Origin of the sequence: Mycobacterium sp. 663a-19, assembly GCF_035616495.1 — a bacterium.
Classification (GTDB): Bacteria; Actinomycetota; Actinomycetes; order Mycobacteriales; family Mycobacteriaceae; genus Mycobacterium.
The window spans coordinates 531,382-545,825 of record NZ_JAPJAV010000001.1 but is presented as its reverse complement, the minus strand read 5'-3'; the positions used below and the strand labels follow the sequence as shown (position 1 = coordinate 545,825).

15 protein-coding genes are annotated in these 14,444 nt (G+C 65.9%); 4 read left to right on the top strand and 11 right to left on the bottom strand.

Annotated elements, in window-relative coordinates; translation table 11 throughout:
• Positions 1-31: 31 nt before the first annotated feature.
• The 10 genes from eccE to OQ968_RS02760 all read right to left on the bottom strand — a co-directional run bounded on the left by eccE (position 32) and on the right by OQ968_RS02760 (position 9,803).
• Positions 32-1,321 carry a type VII secretion protein EccE gene (gene eccE / locus OQ968_RS02805; RefSeq protein ID WP_324675033.1) on the bottom strand — a complete coding sequence of 430 codons (1,290 nt, stop codon included), beginning with the start codon at positions 1,319-1,321 and terminating at the stop codon, positions 32-34.
• Positions 1,321-1,596, bottom strand: coding sequence for a hypothetical protein (locus OQ968_RS02800; RefSeq protein WP_324674416.1), 276 nt, complete (start codon positions 1,594-1,596; stop codon positions 1,321-1,323). Before OQ968_RS02800 ends, eccE begins: the two co-directional genes overlap by 1 nt.
• Complete coding sequence (locus OQ968_RS02795) at positions 1,593-3,221, bottom strand: S8 family serine peptidase (RefSeq protein ID WP_324674414.1); 1,629 nt, start codon at positions 3,219-3,221, stop codon at positions 1,593-1,595. The genes OQ968_RS02800 and OQ968_RS02795 overlap by 4 nt, the downstream gene beginning before the upstream one ends.
• Positions 3,218-4,717, bottom strand: a complete 1,500-nt coding sequence (gene eccD, locus OQ968_RS02790) for a type VII secretion integral membrane protein EccD (RefSeq protein WP_324674412.1) — start codon at positions 4,715-4,717, stop codon at positions 3,218-3,220. The genes OQ968_RS02795 and eccD overlap by 4 nt, the downstream gene beginning before the upstream one ends.
• A complete protein-coding gene (locus tag OQ968_RS02785; RefSeq protein ID WP_324674410.1) occupies positions 4,714-6,222 on the bottom strand; it encodes an AAA family ATPase in 1,509 nt (502 codons plus the stop codon). Before OQ968_RS02785 ends, eccD begins: the two co-directional genes overlap by 4 nt.
• Before the next feature lie 129 nt (positions 6,223-6,351).
• Complete coding sequence (locus OQ968_RS02780) at positions 6,352-7,290, bottom strand: ESX secretion-associated protein EspG (protein WP_324674408.1); 939 nt, start codon at positions 7,288-7,290, stop codon at positions 6,352-6,354.
• Positions 7,287-7,580, bottom strand: coding sequence for a hypothetical protein (locus OQ968_RS02775; RefSeq protein ID WP_324674406.1), 294 nt, complete (start codon positions 7,578-7,580; stop codon positions 7,287-7,289). Before OQ968_RS02775 ends, OQ968_RS02780 begins: the two co-directional genes overlap by 4 nt.
• 43 nt (positions 7,581-7,623) lie before the next feature.
• On the bottom strand, positions 7,624-7,926 hold the full coding sequence (locus OQ968_RS02770; RefSeq protein ID WP_324674404.1) for a WXG100 family type VII secretion target: 303 nt from the start codon (positions 7,924-7,926) through the stop codon (positions 7,624-7,626).
• Positions 7,927-8,003: 77 nt separating this feature from the next.
• Positions 8,004-9,500, bottom strand: coding sequence for a PPE domain-containing protein (locus OQ968_RS02765; RefSeq protein ID WP_324674402.1), 1,497 nt, complete (start codon positions 9,498-9,500; stop codon positions 8,004-8,006).
• Positions 9,501-9,509: 9 nt separating this feature from the next.
• Complete coding sequence (locus OQ968_RS02760; protein ID WP_324674401.1) at positions 9,510-9,803, bottom strand: PE domain-containing protein; 294 nt, start codon at positions 9,801-9,803, stop codon at positions 9,510-9,512.
• A gap of 636 nt (positions 9,804-10,439) precedes the next feature.
• On the opposite strand from OQ968_RS02760, the gene OQ968_RS02755 reads away from it, so the two are divergent.
• The 4 genes from OQ968_RS02755 to OQ968_RS02740 are packed head-to-tail and all read left to right on the top strand — an operon-like array spanning position 10,440 to position 14,038.
• On the top strand, positions 10,440-10,934 hold the full coding sequence (locus tag OQ968_RS02755) for a helix-turn-helix transcriptional regulator (protein WP_324674399.1): 495 nt from the start codon (positions 10,440-10,442) through the stop codon (positions 10,932-10,934).
• The gene (locus OQ968_RS02750; protein WP_324674397.1) at positions 10,915-11,415 is read left to right on the top strand and encodes a hypothetical protein; all 501 of its coding nucleotides are present in this window, start codon (positions 10,915-10,917) and stop codon (positions 11,413-11,415) included. Before OQ968_RS02755 ends, OQ968_RS02750 begins: the two co-directional genes overlap by 20 nt.
• Positions 11,412-12,620 (top strand): DUF6545 domain-containing protein, encoded by a 1,209-nt coding sequence (locus OQ968_RS02745; RefSeq protein WP_324674395.1) that lies wholly within the window; start codon positions 11,412-11,414, stop codon positions 12,618-12,620. Before OQ968_RS02750 ends, OQ968_RS02745 begins: the two co-directional genes overlap by 4 nt.
• The gene (locus OQ968_RS02740; protein WP_324674393.1) at positions 12,617-14,038 is read left to right on the top strand and encodes a cytochrome P450; all 1,422 of its coding nucleotides are present in this window, start codon (positions 12,617-12,619) and stop codon (positions 14,036-14,038) included. Before OQ968_RS02745 ends, OQ968_RS02740 begins: the two co-directional genes overlap by 4 nt.
• 12 nt (positions 14,039-14,050) lie before the next feature.
• Here OQ968_RS02740 and OQ968_RS02735 read toward each other — a convergent pair whose 3' ends face one another.
• Positions 14,051-14,428 (bottom strand): helix-turn-helix transcriptional regulator, encoded by a 378-nt coding sequence (locus OQ968_RS02735; protein ID WP_324674391.1) that lies wholly within the window; start codon positions 14,426-14,428, stop codon positions 14,051-14,053.
• Between the last annotated feature and the right edge of the window lie 16 nt (positions 14,429-14,444).

Genomic DNA, 14,444 nt, shown 5'->3' with positions numbered 1-14,444 from the left:
GTCTATCACCACAGCGACATTCGCGCACAAATCAGCATAGGTATGCCTCTTCGTTGCGGAACGAGACCGAACCCACGGTGGTCCGAAAACGCTCGGTCCTGACCGTGATTCGCTCGCCCTGGTGGTCGATACGGATATCGGGGACTGCATTGGACGCGCCCCCGCCGACCCGGACCATGGTACGCGCACGCGGGAACCCGTCCCCACTTCCGTTGTGTACGACCATCGTCGGCCGATTGGGCGGTTTAGCGCTCACGTCGCCGGTGAGCCAGATGCGCGGCGATCGCGACGTCATCGTCCAGGCGCCGGTCGGGTCGTAGACCGCGACGTGTTCACCGCAGGCCGCGGCGCGGCGGATGAACTGCTTGACCGCCTTGTCGTCGTCGGCGCACAACGCGATACGGGTCACCGCGGCCGGATCAGAGATCGGCATCAAGAACATGGCGTTGCGGAATTCTCCGAGCAGCACACCCGATGGCCCCGGCACGACTGCACCGTCGAGGTCGGCGGTGACCGGCGCCGACGGCAATGCCAGGCGCGCCTGTCCGGGCAGCGTCAAGGCCAGAGCCTGCCACTGGCGTCCCGGTAGCGCGTTGAGCGCCAGCGTGGGCGTAGCAGCCAAGGGCTGCACGGTGGTCAACCGCACCATCGCCGAGGCCCGCACCGTTCCAGCAGCATCTCTGCGCAGACCGATCACCAACGTCGTGTGGTCGCTTTGGTAGGTCCACACGTTGTCCAGCGTGGCAGCAACGATATCGTCGCTGCTGAAGAAATAGCTTGTAACATAAGCTTTTCCGGCTCGCTGTAGGTTCGTCCAGCCTTCACGGTAGGACGCGCCGACGTGCTCGGCTCCGCCCAGGCTGGCCGCCGTCGCCGCGTCCATCTGCTCAGCGGTCAACAGCCGCGCACGGCAATTGTGTTGGCACAACTCGCGGGCGATGCGCTGGGTGGCGGCCACCGCGGCTGCAACGGGATCTTTGCGCCACAACAGCCCAGGCAGGGCCTTGGGGCTGCGGGTGTCGAAACGCACCACCAACGTGACCGTGCGTTGCCCAGCGGCCGGGCGGCCGCGCAGCGACGTTTGATACAGCTCCGCGTAGTTGTCGCGGGAAGTGCGGCTTCCTTCGCACACGATATCGACGTCGACAGGCAGGCCAACGCGCTGCATCTGCTCGGCGATCTTGGTGATCGGCAGCATGTTTAGTGTTTTCGTGTGCTGGGAGTACAGCAGCGTCGGAATGTAGGGCTTGCCCAGCACGCCGATCATCGTGCACACCGTGTCGCCCTCGACGATGACTCCCACCTTGCGCTGCGCCACCATCACGCCTCCACCGTCACGTCGACCGGTGCGAGCAGCTCGACGTGGTGCTCGCGGCGGCGCGCCCACACCAGCAGCCGGTGCGCCCACTGCCACGCCGACAGCCCGCCGACCGTCACCACACACGCGGCCAGCGCGAGGAGAGCGCCCACCCCGAACGCGGCCGGCCACGACGTCAGGCACAAGCTCAGCGCCAATCCCGCTGCTGCTGCCGCGATGAGTTCGGCCGCCACGACGGTCTTGGTGTTGATGCGCGCAGAGATCAGTCGTTGTCTCATAGTTCTTCCTCTCGGCGCCGGGCCACCGTAACGCCGGCGGCAAGCCCCAGCACGCTGACCACCGCGAGTCCGGCGATGCCGATCGCCACCCAGCGTGGCCGGGTGTCTGGCGGCGGCGGCGGTGCGGGCAAGTTCAGGCGGACCCGCTGGACTCCCGGCGCAAAGACATCGCCGGCGGGCAGATCCCATGTCAGCGCGGCCACCGGGTCGACCAGGCCGTACCCGACGACATCGTCGCGTCGCCCCGCCGGGGGATGCGCGGTGGCCTCCAGGCGGTGAATGACTTGGTGTGCAGACAGATTCGGGAACTTCGCTCGCACAAGGGCCGCAACACCACCGACGAGGGCCGAACTAAACGAGCTGCCAGCGATCGAATGCAGCTTGTCTTGATCGACCGACCCGTTAATGACCTGCCCGCCGGCGGACAGCCCAACGATGTCCGCACCTGGGGCCGCCAGACCAACCCACGGCCCGCGCAGCGAGGCCCCCTGCCCAGTGGCCGGTACGCCGGTCGAGTCCGTAGCCGCCACCGATAGCACGTAATCGCTGAACCACGCCGGGGTCGCGACCGTTTTCACCGACCCCCAACCCCGCAGCGGGTCAGAGGGCAGCCGGTCAGGGTTTTGCGTGCACCCCTGCGCGCCGGCGTTGCCCGCGGCGGTCACGATTACCACATCGCGGTCGACGGCCGCGTAACGCACCGCGGCACCCAGCGCAGCCTGATCTTGCGGCTTGGATGTCGAAATGCAGGACACCACACTGATATTGATGACTTTCGCACCCAGGTTGGCGGCATGGACGATGGCCCGCGCCAGCGTATTGATGTCTCCGGCGCGGCGCAGATCCTCGGGGTTGTCCGTCATCGGCGGGTCTTTGAGGCCAAACGTTTGTGCGGTTTGGCGGATCGACACCAGCACCGCGTCGGGGGCCACGCCGATCAATCCGTCAGGCCCATCACCAGGCGGGGCCAAAGGGGGTCGCGCCGGTGCGCTCGGTGCGCCTGCACCCGCGCCGCTGACCCATGCGGGGGCATCCTCCGGTGGAGGTGGTGGTGGCGGCGGTGGCGGGGGCGCGACGGTCTGGGTGACAGTGACGGTCGGCGGCGGCGGTGGCGGCGGCAGCGGCTGCGGGGGCGGCGCACCCGGCGGTGGTGGGGCAAGAACTGCCCCAATTGGTTTGGGTGGCAACGGGGCACCAGAAGGCGCCGCGCCGATCAGCGAGGCAACCACAGTGCCGTGCCCGTCGCAATCGGCCAGCCCGTCGCCGTATTGACCCATCACGTAGTCGCCACCGGGTACCAGATGGGGAAGGCGCGGCTGGGCGGCCACTCCGGTGTCGATGACCGCAACGACCACGCCCGCCCCAGTGGACACCTTCCAGGCCGCCGGCATATTGAGCAGTTGCAGGGCGGCCGGTAACTCCCGCAAATCGCTGCCCGGCATCACCCCGGTCTGAGTGCACGGCGCGATCTGACGCATCGGCGCGTCCGGGCCGGGAGCGGGATCAGGAGGCGGTGGACCTACCGGCACCACCGGCGGTTCAATGGCGCCCGCCGCCCCGCCCGACAGGCCGACCAGCGTTGCGGCCAGCCCCAGCGCGCCGAGCGCCCTGGCTACCCGCATCATGATCCGTGCACCGCGTTCCGCACGACCGACAGCAGGTTGAGCAGCCAAATCGACCATGGCACAACAAGAATGAGCAGCACATACTCGCTGACTTCGACGGCCCGGTTGACCGGCGCGTTGATTCGCGCCTTCGGAATGACCATGGCCACCAGCAGCCCGGCGATGCCCAGGCCCAGGCCCGCCCCGACGCACACCAGTGTCACCGGCACCGACGCCGGAACCGGGGCGCTGGCGTAGCGACCCAAAACCATCGCGGTGCCCGCCACCGCGCTCACCACTAAGATGACCGCCTGGTAGCGATCGACATAGGAGCGCGACCGCAGCAGAAAGATCACGCAACTGCCCAACATGAACACCAAAAACCGCCAGCCGCCGCCCGTTTGGGGTTGCACCCCATAGCGGCAGGCGACAACGAACACGACCGCGGTTCCGGCAAGAAGTCCGGTCACGATCGCCGTACCGCGACGTGCCCACTGCGTGATCTGTTCGACCGTTCCGGTGTCAGGTTGCGACACCGGCGACACCGTGTTGCGCTGCCCGCCAGGCGGGGTCTCGAAGATGCCCCGGTTGGTGATCGAGGGAAACCACGGACCCGGCACGCCGGCCGCGATGACACCGATGCTGGGGGCGAAGGTCACCAGCAGCAGGCACACCAGCAGGAACACCACCGCAAGATGGGCGGGTGTGACCTGCCAGCCGGTGGCGTGCACGACCGCCACGGCACCGCCGCACAGCCCGACCACCAGCAGTGCGGCCAGCACCCCGACGTAGCGGCCGGTAAGCATCGCCACGGCCGACAGCCCCGCCAACACCGTCGAGATCGCCGCCACCAGATGCCATCCGCCGGGCGGGCCGGGCACGGCCATCGCCGCGGCGGCCCCGGCAGCGATCAGGGCCGCCCACACCAGCATGATCGCCGTCGAGCGGCGCTGTTCATCGCGGGCTCGGCCAAGACCCCTGGCCGCCACGAGCAGCACGGCGGCCAATGCGCCCGAGACCGCCGCGGGAATCCAGCCGTGGCGCTGCCACCACAGCTGGCCCAGCATCACTTCTGCCCACGCCACCAGCCCGATCGCCAGCCCACCGGCGACCCGGCGGCTCGTTGTCACATCCAGACGCGGGAACTGTTGGCGCGCTGAGCGTGCCAGCGCTGTGGATACTTCTTCGACGACCGGTGCGAACCTCTCGGTGGCATCAGCGGGCAGCAGCCACAGCACGTTGCCGTCGTAGACGCCGCTGTCGTCGAGGGAGCGTTGCACATCCAGTGGGGTCGCATCGGTGCGGCACAACCGGTAAGTCAATTTGTCATCGAGCTCGGGCACGCCACGCTTTTTCAGAATGTCGTTGACGCGCGGGATCAGGTCCTCGATGACCGCGATCAACGCCACTCCGGCGGGCAGAACGTAGTCGATCAGCGTCTCCTCGCCGACCAGCAGCGACACCTTGCCCAGCCGCGGCGCCTCGGCTATCTGGGGACCCGGTGCGGCGGGTGTCATCGGGCTTCGGCCCCAGCGGCGAACCCAGCGGCCAACGCCGCTGCCGCTTCGAGCACCTTGCGCTCGGTGGCCGGGTTCAGCTCGCTGAGTTCCACGATCCCGGCGGTGGCGATGTGGGCGTCGAAGGGCACCTCAATGATGCGCTGCTCGGGCACCCAGTGCTTGAAATGTTCGGTCATTGTGCCCACCAGCCGCGCCCTGGTCTTGCGGTCCTTGCGGTTATGCGGCGGCCGAATGTGGTTGATCAGCAACACTGTTCGCGTCAACAGCTGATGGTAGCCACCGTCGCGCAGCCACTCGAAGTTCGTGCTGGCCCCCTCGGCGCCGTCCGGTACGGCCGAGGCGACCATCATCACCGCGTCGGCGCGGTCGAGCACGCCGGCCATGATCTTGTGGTCAAGATCGACACCGCAGTCGACAAATAACACGCTGTAGAACCGTTGAAGGCGTGTATGCGCCGCGTTGAACTCGTTGGCATCCAGGGCTTCTCCGCGCACCCCGGCGTGGCGTGGTGAAGCGACAACGTCTAGCCCGACCGCGTTTTGCCCTGTCAACGCCCGCACATCGGCGTAGCGGTTCAAGTTCGTGTCGCTGTTGATCTCGCGCATCGAGGCCGCTTTGGGATCCACCCGGGTCGCCAGGTTTGCGGCCTGCGCCGGATCCGCGTCGATGGCCACCACCCGATCATTGCGCCGCAGATTAGCGAAAAGGCTTGCGATAGAAGCTGTCAGGACAGTTTTGCCGACACCGCCCTTACCGCCGAGCACCACGATGCTATAGGTACCACGCACATTCGCGTTCACCGCCGCCTTGAGCGCCCGAACCTTCTGCTCGTCAGCGGACTCACCCACGTTGATCAAACCGAAGGAGATCGCATAAAGGGCCTTGCGCCACCCAGTCGACGACTCGATCTTGCGGGGGGCAATCAGATCCGTGGCTCGTAGCTTGTCCCGCAGCTCATTACCAGAACGGGCCTCACCGTGACGGCGGACCCCGAAGGGCGGTTCCTGCCAGCCCTGAGGGGTCTGCGCGGCCCAGGGGCCGCCGCCGCGGTTGTTGAGCTCTGCCCTCTCGGGGGTCCCGTGCCGTCCCCCGCTCCATCCGGCCGGCAGTGGTGGTGGGAACTGCGGCCGCTCGAGTTGCCGTGTTCCGTGGGAGGTTTCGGACACGTATCGACGTTGCTGATCGACAGCCGGGCGCCGCAATTCGTCACCGGTCGGCGCTTCGCCCGCCCCGCCGAACACCTCTGCGGGTGGAGCAAAGCGGGGCTGTTCGCGCGGGCCGCCGGGTGTCGATGTTGCCGGACGCCCGACCCCGGGGGGCAGTTTGTCGATCGGGATCATTTCGGTCTGCGCCGCGCGGGGGTCGCTGCCCGCCTGCGGTTCCTCGACCTGATCGTCACCTTGGCCGTTGTAGGGCTGCGGCTCCACGGCCCTTTGCGCAGATTCCCCGTCGGACAGGTCGTCGAAAAAGTCGCGTTCTTCACGTTCGTGTGGGCTTGTCATGCCGAGTCCCCTCGTTGCGCAACCGTGTGTGAGTTCCGGTTCGCACCAAACAATTTGGTCACAACGCGAGACTAACAACCACGATTTTGATCCGTCTACAACGCACACCAACTTTGTGCGTATCGAATTTCATGTCCGTTGGTGGGTCGCCCAATCGCGCCCACAGGGAAGGCTTTCGAGCAGCTCGAGCACTGCGCGAGTGATCGCGTCATCGGTGCCGGGCAGCAGCGTGGTCCACTGCCGGCCGTCAGGGCCGATGACATTGCTGACCACGACACGGCCCATGAACGTGTCCGCGACGGTGACCGCGGTGGCGGCCAACTCGGGTCCGTCCAGGGAGAATTGGGCCGCGCAGACCACGGCGCGCGTCGTGCCCCGGTCGGCGACAGCTTGGACAAGCCGGGCCTGGGGAACGGTCAAACCGACCCCGACGAGGTCGGCCACCAGATCGTGGCCGACCGGATTGGCTTGCCAGGCCGCCAGCGCCGAGTTCAGCGCCGCGGCTTCGCTGTTGATGCCGTGAAAGTGTGCCGGCGCTGCGGGGCCGAGCACCTCGACCACCGCCTCGCAGATCGGAGCCGAACCTAGCGGGCTGATCACGACGTCGTCGCTACTGTCGTTGCCCGGCCGCCACAGCCGGGCAGCCCCCACCCAGATGCCGTCGCGACGGCACAACGCGCCCACCCGCTGCGGGGGGCGTTCGGCGTACCACTGGGCCAGCGCGGCGGCGGCCTCGGCGGCGTCATCGGGTGCTACGAACATTGGCGGCGGGCCTAGCAGTCGATCCGAATGTTCGTCGGGCCGAGACACAATGACGTCGATTTCAACATCGGGCCGCCCCAGCGCGCCGACCCACGAGGCAACGTCTGGGTCGACGGCGCCGTCCTCGATGACGCCGGCGGTCTCCAGAACCGCCAAGCCTGGATGGCCGGCCAAGGTGGCCTGTACAGACCCGACCGGTCGAATCTTCAAGGCAGGCGGCAGGTTTGCCACATGGCACAGCGCGGCTGCCAACCACAATCCCTCAGATGTGGTCGCCAGCCGCGCCGCAGTGCCGGTCGTGCTCACAGGCCCCGGAAACCTGCCTGAACCCCGTGGTCGGTGGTCAGGGCGTTGTTTGAGGAAGTGCCGATGGCCGCACCGTGGCGGTCGATGGTGTGGAACACCGCCTGAAACGCCTGGTCGATTTCGTGGAAGCACACCTGGGCGGCATCCGAACCGTGCTGCGTCCAGATCGTGGCCGCGTGAGCGACCGCGTTCATCGCCTGCTGGCGCAGATCGTTCATGTGCGTGGTCAACTGCGCTTGCGCCGACACGTGATCGGCCATCATCGCGTGGTCGTACCGCATTGAATCCATGAGAAGGTCTCCTTGAAAGTTGTTGAAACGCTGAGGATGTGGACTAGGTGGACTGGATACTGCCCAGGGTCGCGCGGTTTTGCACGTTGGTCTCCTGGTACTGCTGGGCAGCGCGCTGCATCATGTGGATGACGTTCTCGAACCGCGTACTGACCTGGGTGCCCGTATGCCGAATCTGCTCAACGCTGTTGAGCGAGGCCAGCGACGCATCCCCGTCGAAACCGGTACCGTGCAGGTTCACGTTCATCGTCTGGTAGCGGCCCAAAGCCGTCAGCACCTCGGTTTGGATGTTCTTCAATTGGCCCGCTGCTGAAAGCATCTGGGCCACATCGGCGTTCAACGCCATGGTGTCTCTCCTCTAACTCGGTTATTGGTTACAGCTGGTCGAACTGGTCAGTCATGGCCCCGCGCCCCTGCCGGGTCTTACCCTCCCTGCCCGACGTGGACCACGCCTTCAGAGGTCAAGACCGGCGCATCACGCGCTGAGCCGCCCAGCGTGATCAACTTGTCCGCTTCGGCAACCTCAGCATGCTGCGCGCCGCGTCCCGAGCGGCCCACCGCACCCATCGGCCCGTACATGCCCGGCACCATCGCTGATCGTCCGGCGCTGGCACCACTACGTAGTCCTGCCGCTGGCCCGGCGCTGTCTTCGCCGCTTGCGGCGGCGTTGGCCCACCAGCCGCCGGGCAGGCCGACAGGGCCGCCCAAGCTGCCAGCAGAGGGCTTGGTCAGCGCTGCGCTGACGTCCGATCCGCCGCCGGCGTAGCCGCCGTTGGCGCCACTGAGCCCCGACCACGGTGCGCTAGCCGCGCTCAGCGGTGGAGGACCACCGCCACCGGGCGGCCCGCCGCCCAGCCCGCCGGTCATGCCGCTTGTCAGCGCCGTCAGCGGACTGGTCAGCCCGCCGAACGAGCCCGCGGCCTGTGCGGGCAGCCCAGCCGCCGACGACAGGGGCGCCTCGGCGGCGCTGAACGCCTGCGGGCCAATTTCGCTCACCTGGTTCAGCAGTCCCTGACCCTCCTCGCCCAGCGGCGGTTGACCGCCTTGACCGGGGGCCTGGCCTGGCGCGCTTGGTGATCCCGGCGTCGCGGGAGAGCTGCTTGGCGATCCTTGCGTGGTGGGGGCCATCGCCGTGGTCGAGGCGCCGAGCAGGCCTGTTCCCGTTGGTGTGCTGGCGGTTCCCTGGCCTGTGCCGCTGGATGCGCCGAGCGCCTGCACACCGGATTCGGCGGACTGGACACCGGCGATGCTGCTGGCCACCGCACCCATTCCCGCGCCCGCCGCTGAGGACACTCCTTGCCCGCCTGCACTTACACCTGAACCCAGGGCCTGCACACCGGCACCGATGCCTTCGCTGACCAGCCCGGCCATTCCGGCTGCCGCGCCGGCAGGGTCGGTCATGTCGGTCAACGGCGCCAGCGGCATCGACAGTGCGTTGACCGCGGTGGTGGTCGAGGCCAGGTAGCCCATCATTGCGCTGGCGTTCTGGGTCCAGTATTCGCCGTACTCGGCGTTGGTTTCCAGAATCGCCGGGGTGTTTTGTCCCAACAGGTTGGTGGCTTCCAGCGCGGTTTCGCGGAGCCGGTTTGCCACCACCACTGGGTACGGGATCGTCGAGGCGACTGCAGCGCTGTATCCGGCCATCGCGCCCTGCACGGTGGCCGCTGCCGCACCAGCGTGCGCCCCTGCCGCCGACATCCACATCGACATCGGTGTCGCCGCTGACACCATGCTGGCCCCACCGAATCCGACAAACGATGGCGCGGTAGCAATCGTCGTCACCGCCTGCTGGGCGGCCTGTTCAAGATGGGTGGCCGCAGCGTCGGTGTAGGCAGCCACCACCGGGACATGGGCGGTAGGACCCGCGCCCATCATCGTCAACCGAAAAGCGTTGATCTCCGGTGGAATGCCCCAGTACATCGCCAGCCCCTATAGGGCCATCACGGCCTGGTCGACCGCTTCCATCGCGGTGTAGGTCGCCGCGGAGGTGGCGACCGTCGCGGCAAACGCTGCGCGCTGCGCCACCCCCACCGCGCCCACGGCAAGGAACTGGGCTCCGTGAGCCATAATCGCCGACACCAGCATCTGCGAGACTTCCTCGCCCCCTTGCGGCACCACGGCGCCCATCGGACCGGCCGCCGCCGCCAGGTTGGCCGCGGTGGTCGCACTGCCGACACCTTCGGCTGCTGCTTGCGCGGCCAACGCCGGCGCTTCAATAAACATCATCTGAATTGCACCCCTGTCTTACAGTCACGTCCGTGAGGCCGACGATAATGCCCCTCACAGACACCAGCAACCAATGCTTCGGAAATTCCACAAAAGGAAACACCCCATGTGGACAACGGGTTACGAATACGCGCGTTTTCGCTACGCTGACCGGCCCGGCCGGGTAATCGATCCGACGACCGATAAATTTGTATCGCCCATCGTTTGCGCTGCTCACGCAGTGCTCTGTGGCGATCCAAACCAACTGATTGAGAATGGTGCGGCTTGCCAATCTTAATAGCCACCTCGGCGCTTCGGTAATCATATCCCGACAGCGCTTCAGGAATGGGCGGCGACGGCGGCCAATACGTTCTTACTGGCGCACCGGGCTCTCGTCGCAGCAGTGCACCAGACCCGGTGCTCGACGACCGGGTCGCTGTGAAATCGCCGGGGTGGCGCACGAGTGCCATTTATACCAGCCGTTACAGACACCCTGCAACGTATATTTGTGTAGATGACATCAGCGGCCGGTAAATCGCCCCCGGTCCTAGGCGCCTTCCGCAGGTCAGCGGCCCCGGCCGCCGCCCGAGCTGGGCCGACGCAATGTAGTAATCTCAGTGCACAGTGTTCGGCCCAGTATGAAACGAGAGTCTATTGAGCAGCTCGCTTGAACCGAAGCCCGCCGCCAGTGACGCTCCATCCCACAAGTCGGAGCTGGCCGCCAAGCTCGACAAGCTCTTCGACACCATGCGCAAGCCCAACAAGCCCCCGCTATCGAATGCGGCTGCAGCCGAAGCCATTACGCGCACGACCGGGGTGTCCATCAGCCCGGCCTACATGTGGCAGCTGCGCACGGGCGCCAAAACCAATCCAACCGTCGCCCATCTGCGCGCGATCGCCGAGTTCTTCGGCATCTCCCCGTCGTATCTCATCGACCCCGACGTCGACCCCAAAATCGAAGCACAACTCGAACTACTCCAAGTCTTGCGCGACGCCGGCATCCGTGACCTGGCGCTACGCGCCTCGGGCGTGAGCGCTCAAGGCCTCACGAGCTTGGCCGCAATGATTGACCACGTGCGCGAACTTGAGCAGTTGCCGCCCATCGCACCACCCGAAGGTTCCGGTACCGATGACCGTCACCAACGCTGAGCTTCTGACCCTGGCGCGCCAACTTCCAATTCCGGTGCCGTGGGACCGCGATGTCTTCGTGTCCAACCTCGCGCAAGCACGCGGACGGCCGATCCGGTTGGTTCCGACCAGCACCGCCGCGCTCACCGACAGCCCGTGTGGCCTGTGGGTGACTCTCGATCACGAAGACCTGATCTTGCATGAGACGGGAACCTCGCAGTATCACATCGACCAAATCGTGTGCCATGAAGTCGGACATATGGTGTTGGGGCACAGCCGCTGTAGGAAATTCGGCGACGACAAGGCCCGCCAAGCACAACTGTGCCTGGCCCTGCTGCCCGACATCAACCCGGCCACCGTGCGCGCGGTCCTGGGCCGGACGAACTATCCCAACGACGAAGAACGCGATGCGGAGATGTTCGCCAACATGCTCATGGTCGCGGCGGCTGAAGCGGCCGCCGACGACTCCATGCTGCGCAGCGTATTTTTCTGGCCCAAATGACCGACACGGTTCCGGCCGCCATCGCCTGGCCCCTGATCATTTTCACCACCGTCATGGCCGCATTCCGCTACAAGTGGGTCAACACCAGCCCGTATGACAAGTACTTCAACAACACTCTGGTCTGGATGCTGGGCACCGTCTTGCTCCGCCAGCGTGCCGTCGAGCAGTTGCTGGCCCAGTCCGCACTCCTGAGCGTCACCTGCGCACAGGAGCTCTCTATGGTCGGCATGGTCGGTGCCTCAACGGAATTCATGGGTTTCGTGTCCATGTGGTCCTCGCGCTCACCCGAGCACACTCGACGCCGCCAACGTCAGTATCGGCTCGCGGCTACCGTGCTCAGTATCGCCTTTCTCGTGTTCGCCACCCGCGCCAGAACTCACGCTCAGCTGCTGGAAGTCTCCGGCGGATGGGACGGCGTCGCGGCGCTATTCGCCCAGTCCACCATGCTGGTCGCCTTGGGGGTCCGGGTGATCCTCATGGCCGCCTCCGAGGGCCGGCGCCCGACCGCGCATCCCCGCGAACGCCACCTGGCCTTGGTCGGGGTGGTGCTCGGCTGCGCCATCACCGCCAGCACCCTGCAGGCCGCCGTCCTCGAATTCGCCCAACAAATGCACTGGGCCGACACCGTGCGGTGGCGACTGTTCAACCACGGCTTCGTCTTCTTCTGGGTCACCGTGGTTGCCACATGCCTGGCCGGCGTGCCCGTCGCCTTGCGCGTCATCGGCCATTTCGGCTGGGACCGCGCCAGCCGAGACTGCCGCAATCTCGCAACATTGCGCCACGACATGGTTGCCGCCGTACCCGAAGTTGCCTTCGAGCTGATCAATCCAAGCACTGGGCGCCGACGCACACGGCTAGAACTGCATCAAACAACGGTGCAGATCCGTGACGCATTGCTACAGCTGCGTCACTACTTTCGCGACCACGATCCCGACCAGATCGATGACTTCTGCCGGCTATGGCGTGTGCCAGCACAGCGGCGCAGCGAAGCTGAACTCGCCCTGGATCTCGCATACGCCGTTCGCGCTAAATCAGCTGGCGCTCAACCAGTCCCAATAGATGTATCAGCCGTTTTCACCTCACGCCCGACCACTCTGGAAGAAGAAGCCACCGACCTCGTGAAACTATCCACCTGGTGGCCGCTCGCGCAGGCCGCCGCCAGGCCAGCCCACGCCGACGATACGAAAGTGGACACCATCTCATGAACCCACCTTCCCGCACCCGCATACGTAGCCCACTATCGTTGCCTCACCCACGCTTTCGTATGCCATTCCTCGGTGACATCTTCACTCTCGACTTCACCAAACCCACCCAGCGCCTCGTCGGCCACACCCGCGACCTCGGCGGAATCTACGAACAACGCGTGTTCGGTTGGCCCGCAATCATCGTCTCCGACACCGCACTCATCAACGAACTCAACGACGAACAGCGCTGGGAAAAAAACGTCGGCCCCATCATCGCCAAGCTGCGGACCATCGGCGGCGACGGTCTTTTCACCGCCTTCAACCACGAACCGAACTGGAGAAAAGCACACAACATCCTCATGCCGGCATTCACCAAGGCCGCCATGATCAACTACCACGACACCATCACCGACACCGTGCACGAACTCATCGAAACCTGGGATGCCGCCGCCGCAGCATCAGCCTGGATCGACATCACCGCAGAGGTCAATCGGCTAACCATCGAAACGATCTCGCGCGCCGGATTCGGATACACCTTCAACAAGCTCAGCGAAAAAGCCGTCGACCCGTTCCTGGCCGCGGTGCTGCGTGAACTCAAATACGCCAGCCGGCGCACCGATGTGCTGCGCCGCTATGAACGGATCTTCAAACGCAAGCGCAGAGCACAGCACTACGCCGACAAACGCTTCATCCACACACAAGTCGCCGAGATCATCGAGACCCGCAGACACAGCGGCCCACGCAGCAACGAACGGCCCGACATGCTCGACATCATGCTGAACGAGACCGACCCCGACAGCGGTGAAGCCCTCGACGACGACAACATCACCAACCAGATCCTCACGATGCTCACCGCCGGCAGCGAAACATCAGCCAACACCATCGCTTTCGCGCTCCACTACCTTTCGACCAACCCCGACCTCTTAGCGTGCGCACAGGCCGAAGTCGACGAACGATGGCCCGAACACACCTACCCTGACATCAAATTCGACGACGTCGCAAAGCTACGTTACCTACGCCGCGTAATCGACGAGACACTGCGACTATGGCCCGTAGCGCCCGGGTATTTCCGGCAAGCCAAGTGCGACACCACCATCGGCGACGGCAAATACCCCTTCAAAGCCAAAGACTGGGTGTTCGTAGTCACCCTCGCCGCGCACCGCGACCCCGCTTGGGGACCCGATGCCGACCAGTTCAACCCCGACCGTTTCCTACCCGAGAACATTCGCGGCCTGCCGCCACACACCTACAAGCCCTTCGGCGTCGGCCCCCGCGCATGCATCGGCCGACAATTCGCCATCCACGAAGTGCTCATCGCCCTTGCGGCGATCGTGCACCGCTACGACATTGAGCCACAGCCGGGCTACCAACTCGACGTGTCAGAAACCATCACCCTCAAACCCGCCGGCTTACGACTACGGCTCACCCGGCGCCGCTAACACGCCTGGCCCTTATTCCGGCGCGGTCCGCAGAGCCAGCTGCGCGGCCGCACGCGCACGCTCCTCAATGCCCTTCAGCCGCGCTGCTGCGTGCGCGATCACGTCGGCGAGGCTGCCGGCCTCCTCGGCGATCTCGGTCAGACGCTGCGCGACCACCTGCGACGACCGACTGACCACCGGCGTCGGTACAGACTGCTGCTGGCCGTCCAGTAGAGCCGCGCACGCTCCAGCCTGCCAGCCCAGCGCTCTTTCGATCCCGCCCAATGTCGAGGCTCGAGCCGGGATCTCGGCGTGGTTGATCAGCCTCGACACCGTAGGGCGCGCCACCCGGGCGATGCGGGCCAGATCATGCTTGGACAACCCCAGTTCCAGGCGCGACTCGTCGATCATGCGGGCCAAACGGCGT

What these genes read in the sequence shown, in the direction of transcription:
- eccE (WP_324675033.1), bottom strand. Translation starts at nt 1,321, where the DNA reads ATGGTGGCGCAGCGCAAGGTGGGAGTCATCGTCGAGGGCGACACGGTG.
- OQ968_RS02800 (WP_324674416.1), bottom strand. Translation starts at nt 1,596, where the DNA reads ATGAGACAACGACTGATCTCTGCGCGCATCAACACCAAGACCGTCGTG.
- OQ968_RS02795 (WP_324674414.1), bottom strand. Translation starts at nt 3,221, where the DNA reads ATGATGCGGGTAGCCAGGGCGCTCGGCGCGCTGGGGCTGGCCGCAACG.
- eccD (WP_324674412.1), bottom strand. Translation starts at nt 4,717, where the DNA reads ATGACACCCGCCGCACCGGGTCCCCAGATAGCCGAGGCGCCGCGGCTG.
- OQ968_RS02785 (WP_324674410.1), bottom strand. Translation starts at nt 6,222, where the DNA reads ATGACAAGCCCACACGAACGTGAAGAACGCGACTTTTTCGACGACCTG.
- OQ968_RS02775 (WP_324674406.1), bottom strand. Translation starts at nt 7,580, where the DNA reads ATGGATTCAATGCGGTACGACCACGCGATGATGGCCGATCACGTGTCG.
- OQ968_RS02770 (WP_324674404.1), bottom strand. Translation starts at nt 7,926, where the DNA reads ATGGCGTTGAACGCCGATGTGGCCCAGATGCTTTCAGCAGCGGGCCAA.
- OQ968_RS02765 (WP_324674402.1), bottom strand. Translation starts at nt 9,500, where the DNA reads ATGTACTGGGGCATTCCACCGGAGATCAACGCTTTTCGGTTGACGATG.
- OQ968_RS02760 (WP_324674401.1), bottom strand. Translation starts at nt 9,803, where the DNA reads ATGTTTATTGAAGCGCCGGCGTTGGCCGCGCAAGCAGCAGCCGAAGGT.
- OQ968_RS02750 (WP_324674397.1), top strand. Translation starts at nt 10,915, where the DNA reads ATGACCGTCACCAACGCTGAGCTTCTGACCCTGGCGCGCCAACTTCCA.
- OQ968_RS02745 (WP_324674395.1), top strand. Translation starts at nt 11,412, where the DNA reads ATGACCGACACGGTTCCGGCCGCCATCGCCTGGCCCCTGATCATTTTC.
- OQ968_RS02740 (WP_324674393.1), top strand. Translation starts at nt 12,617, where the DNA reads ATGAACCCACCTTCCCGCACCCGCATACGTAGCCCACTATCGTTGCCT.
- OQ968_RS02735 (WP_324674391.1), bottom strand. Translation starts at nt 14,428, where the DNA reads ATGATCGACGAGTCGCGCCTGGAACTGGGGTTGTCCAAGCATGATCTG.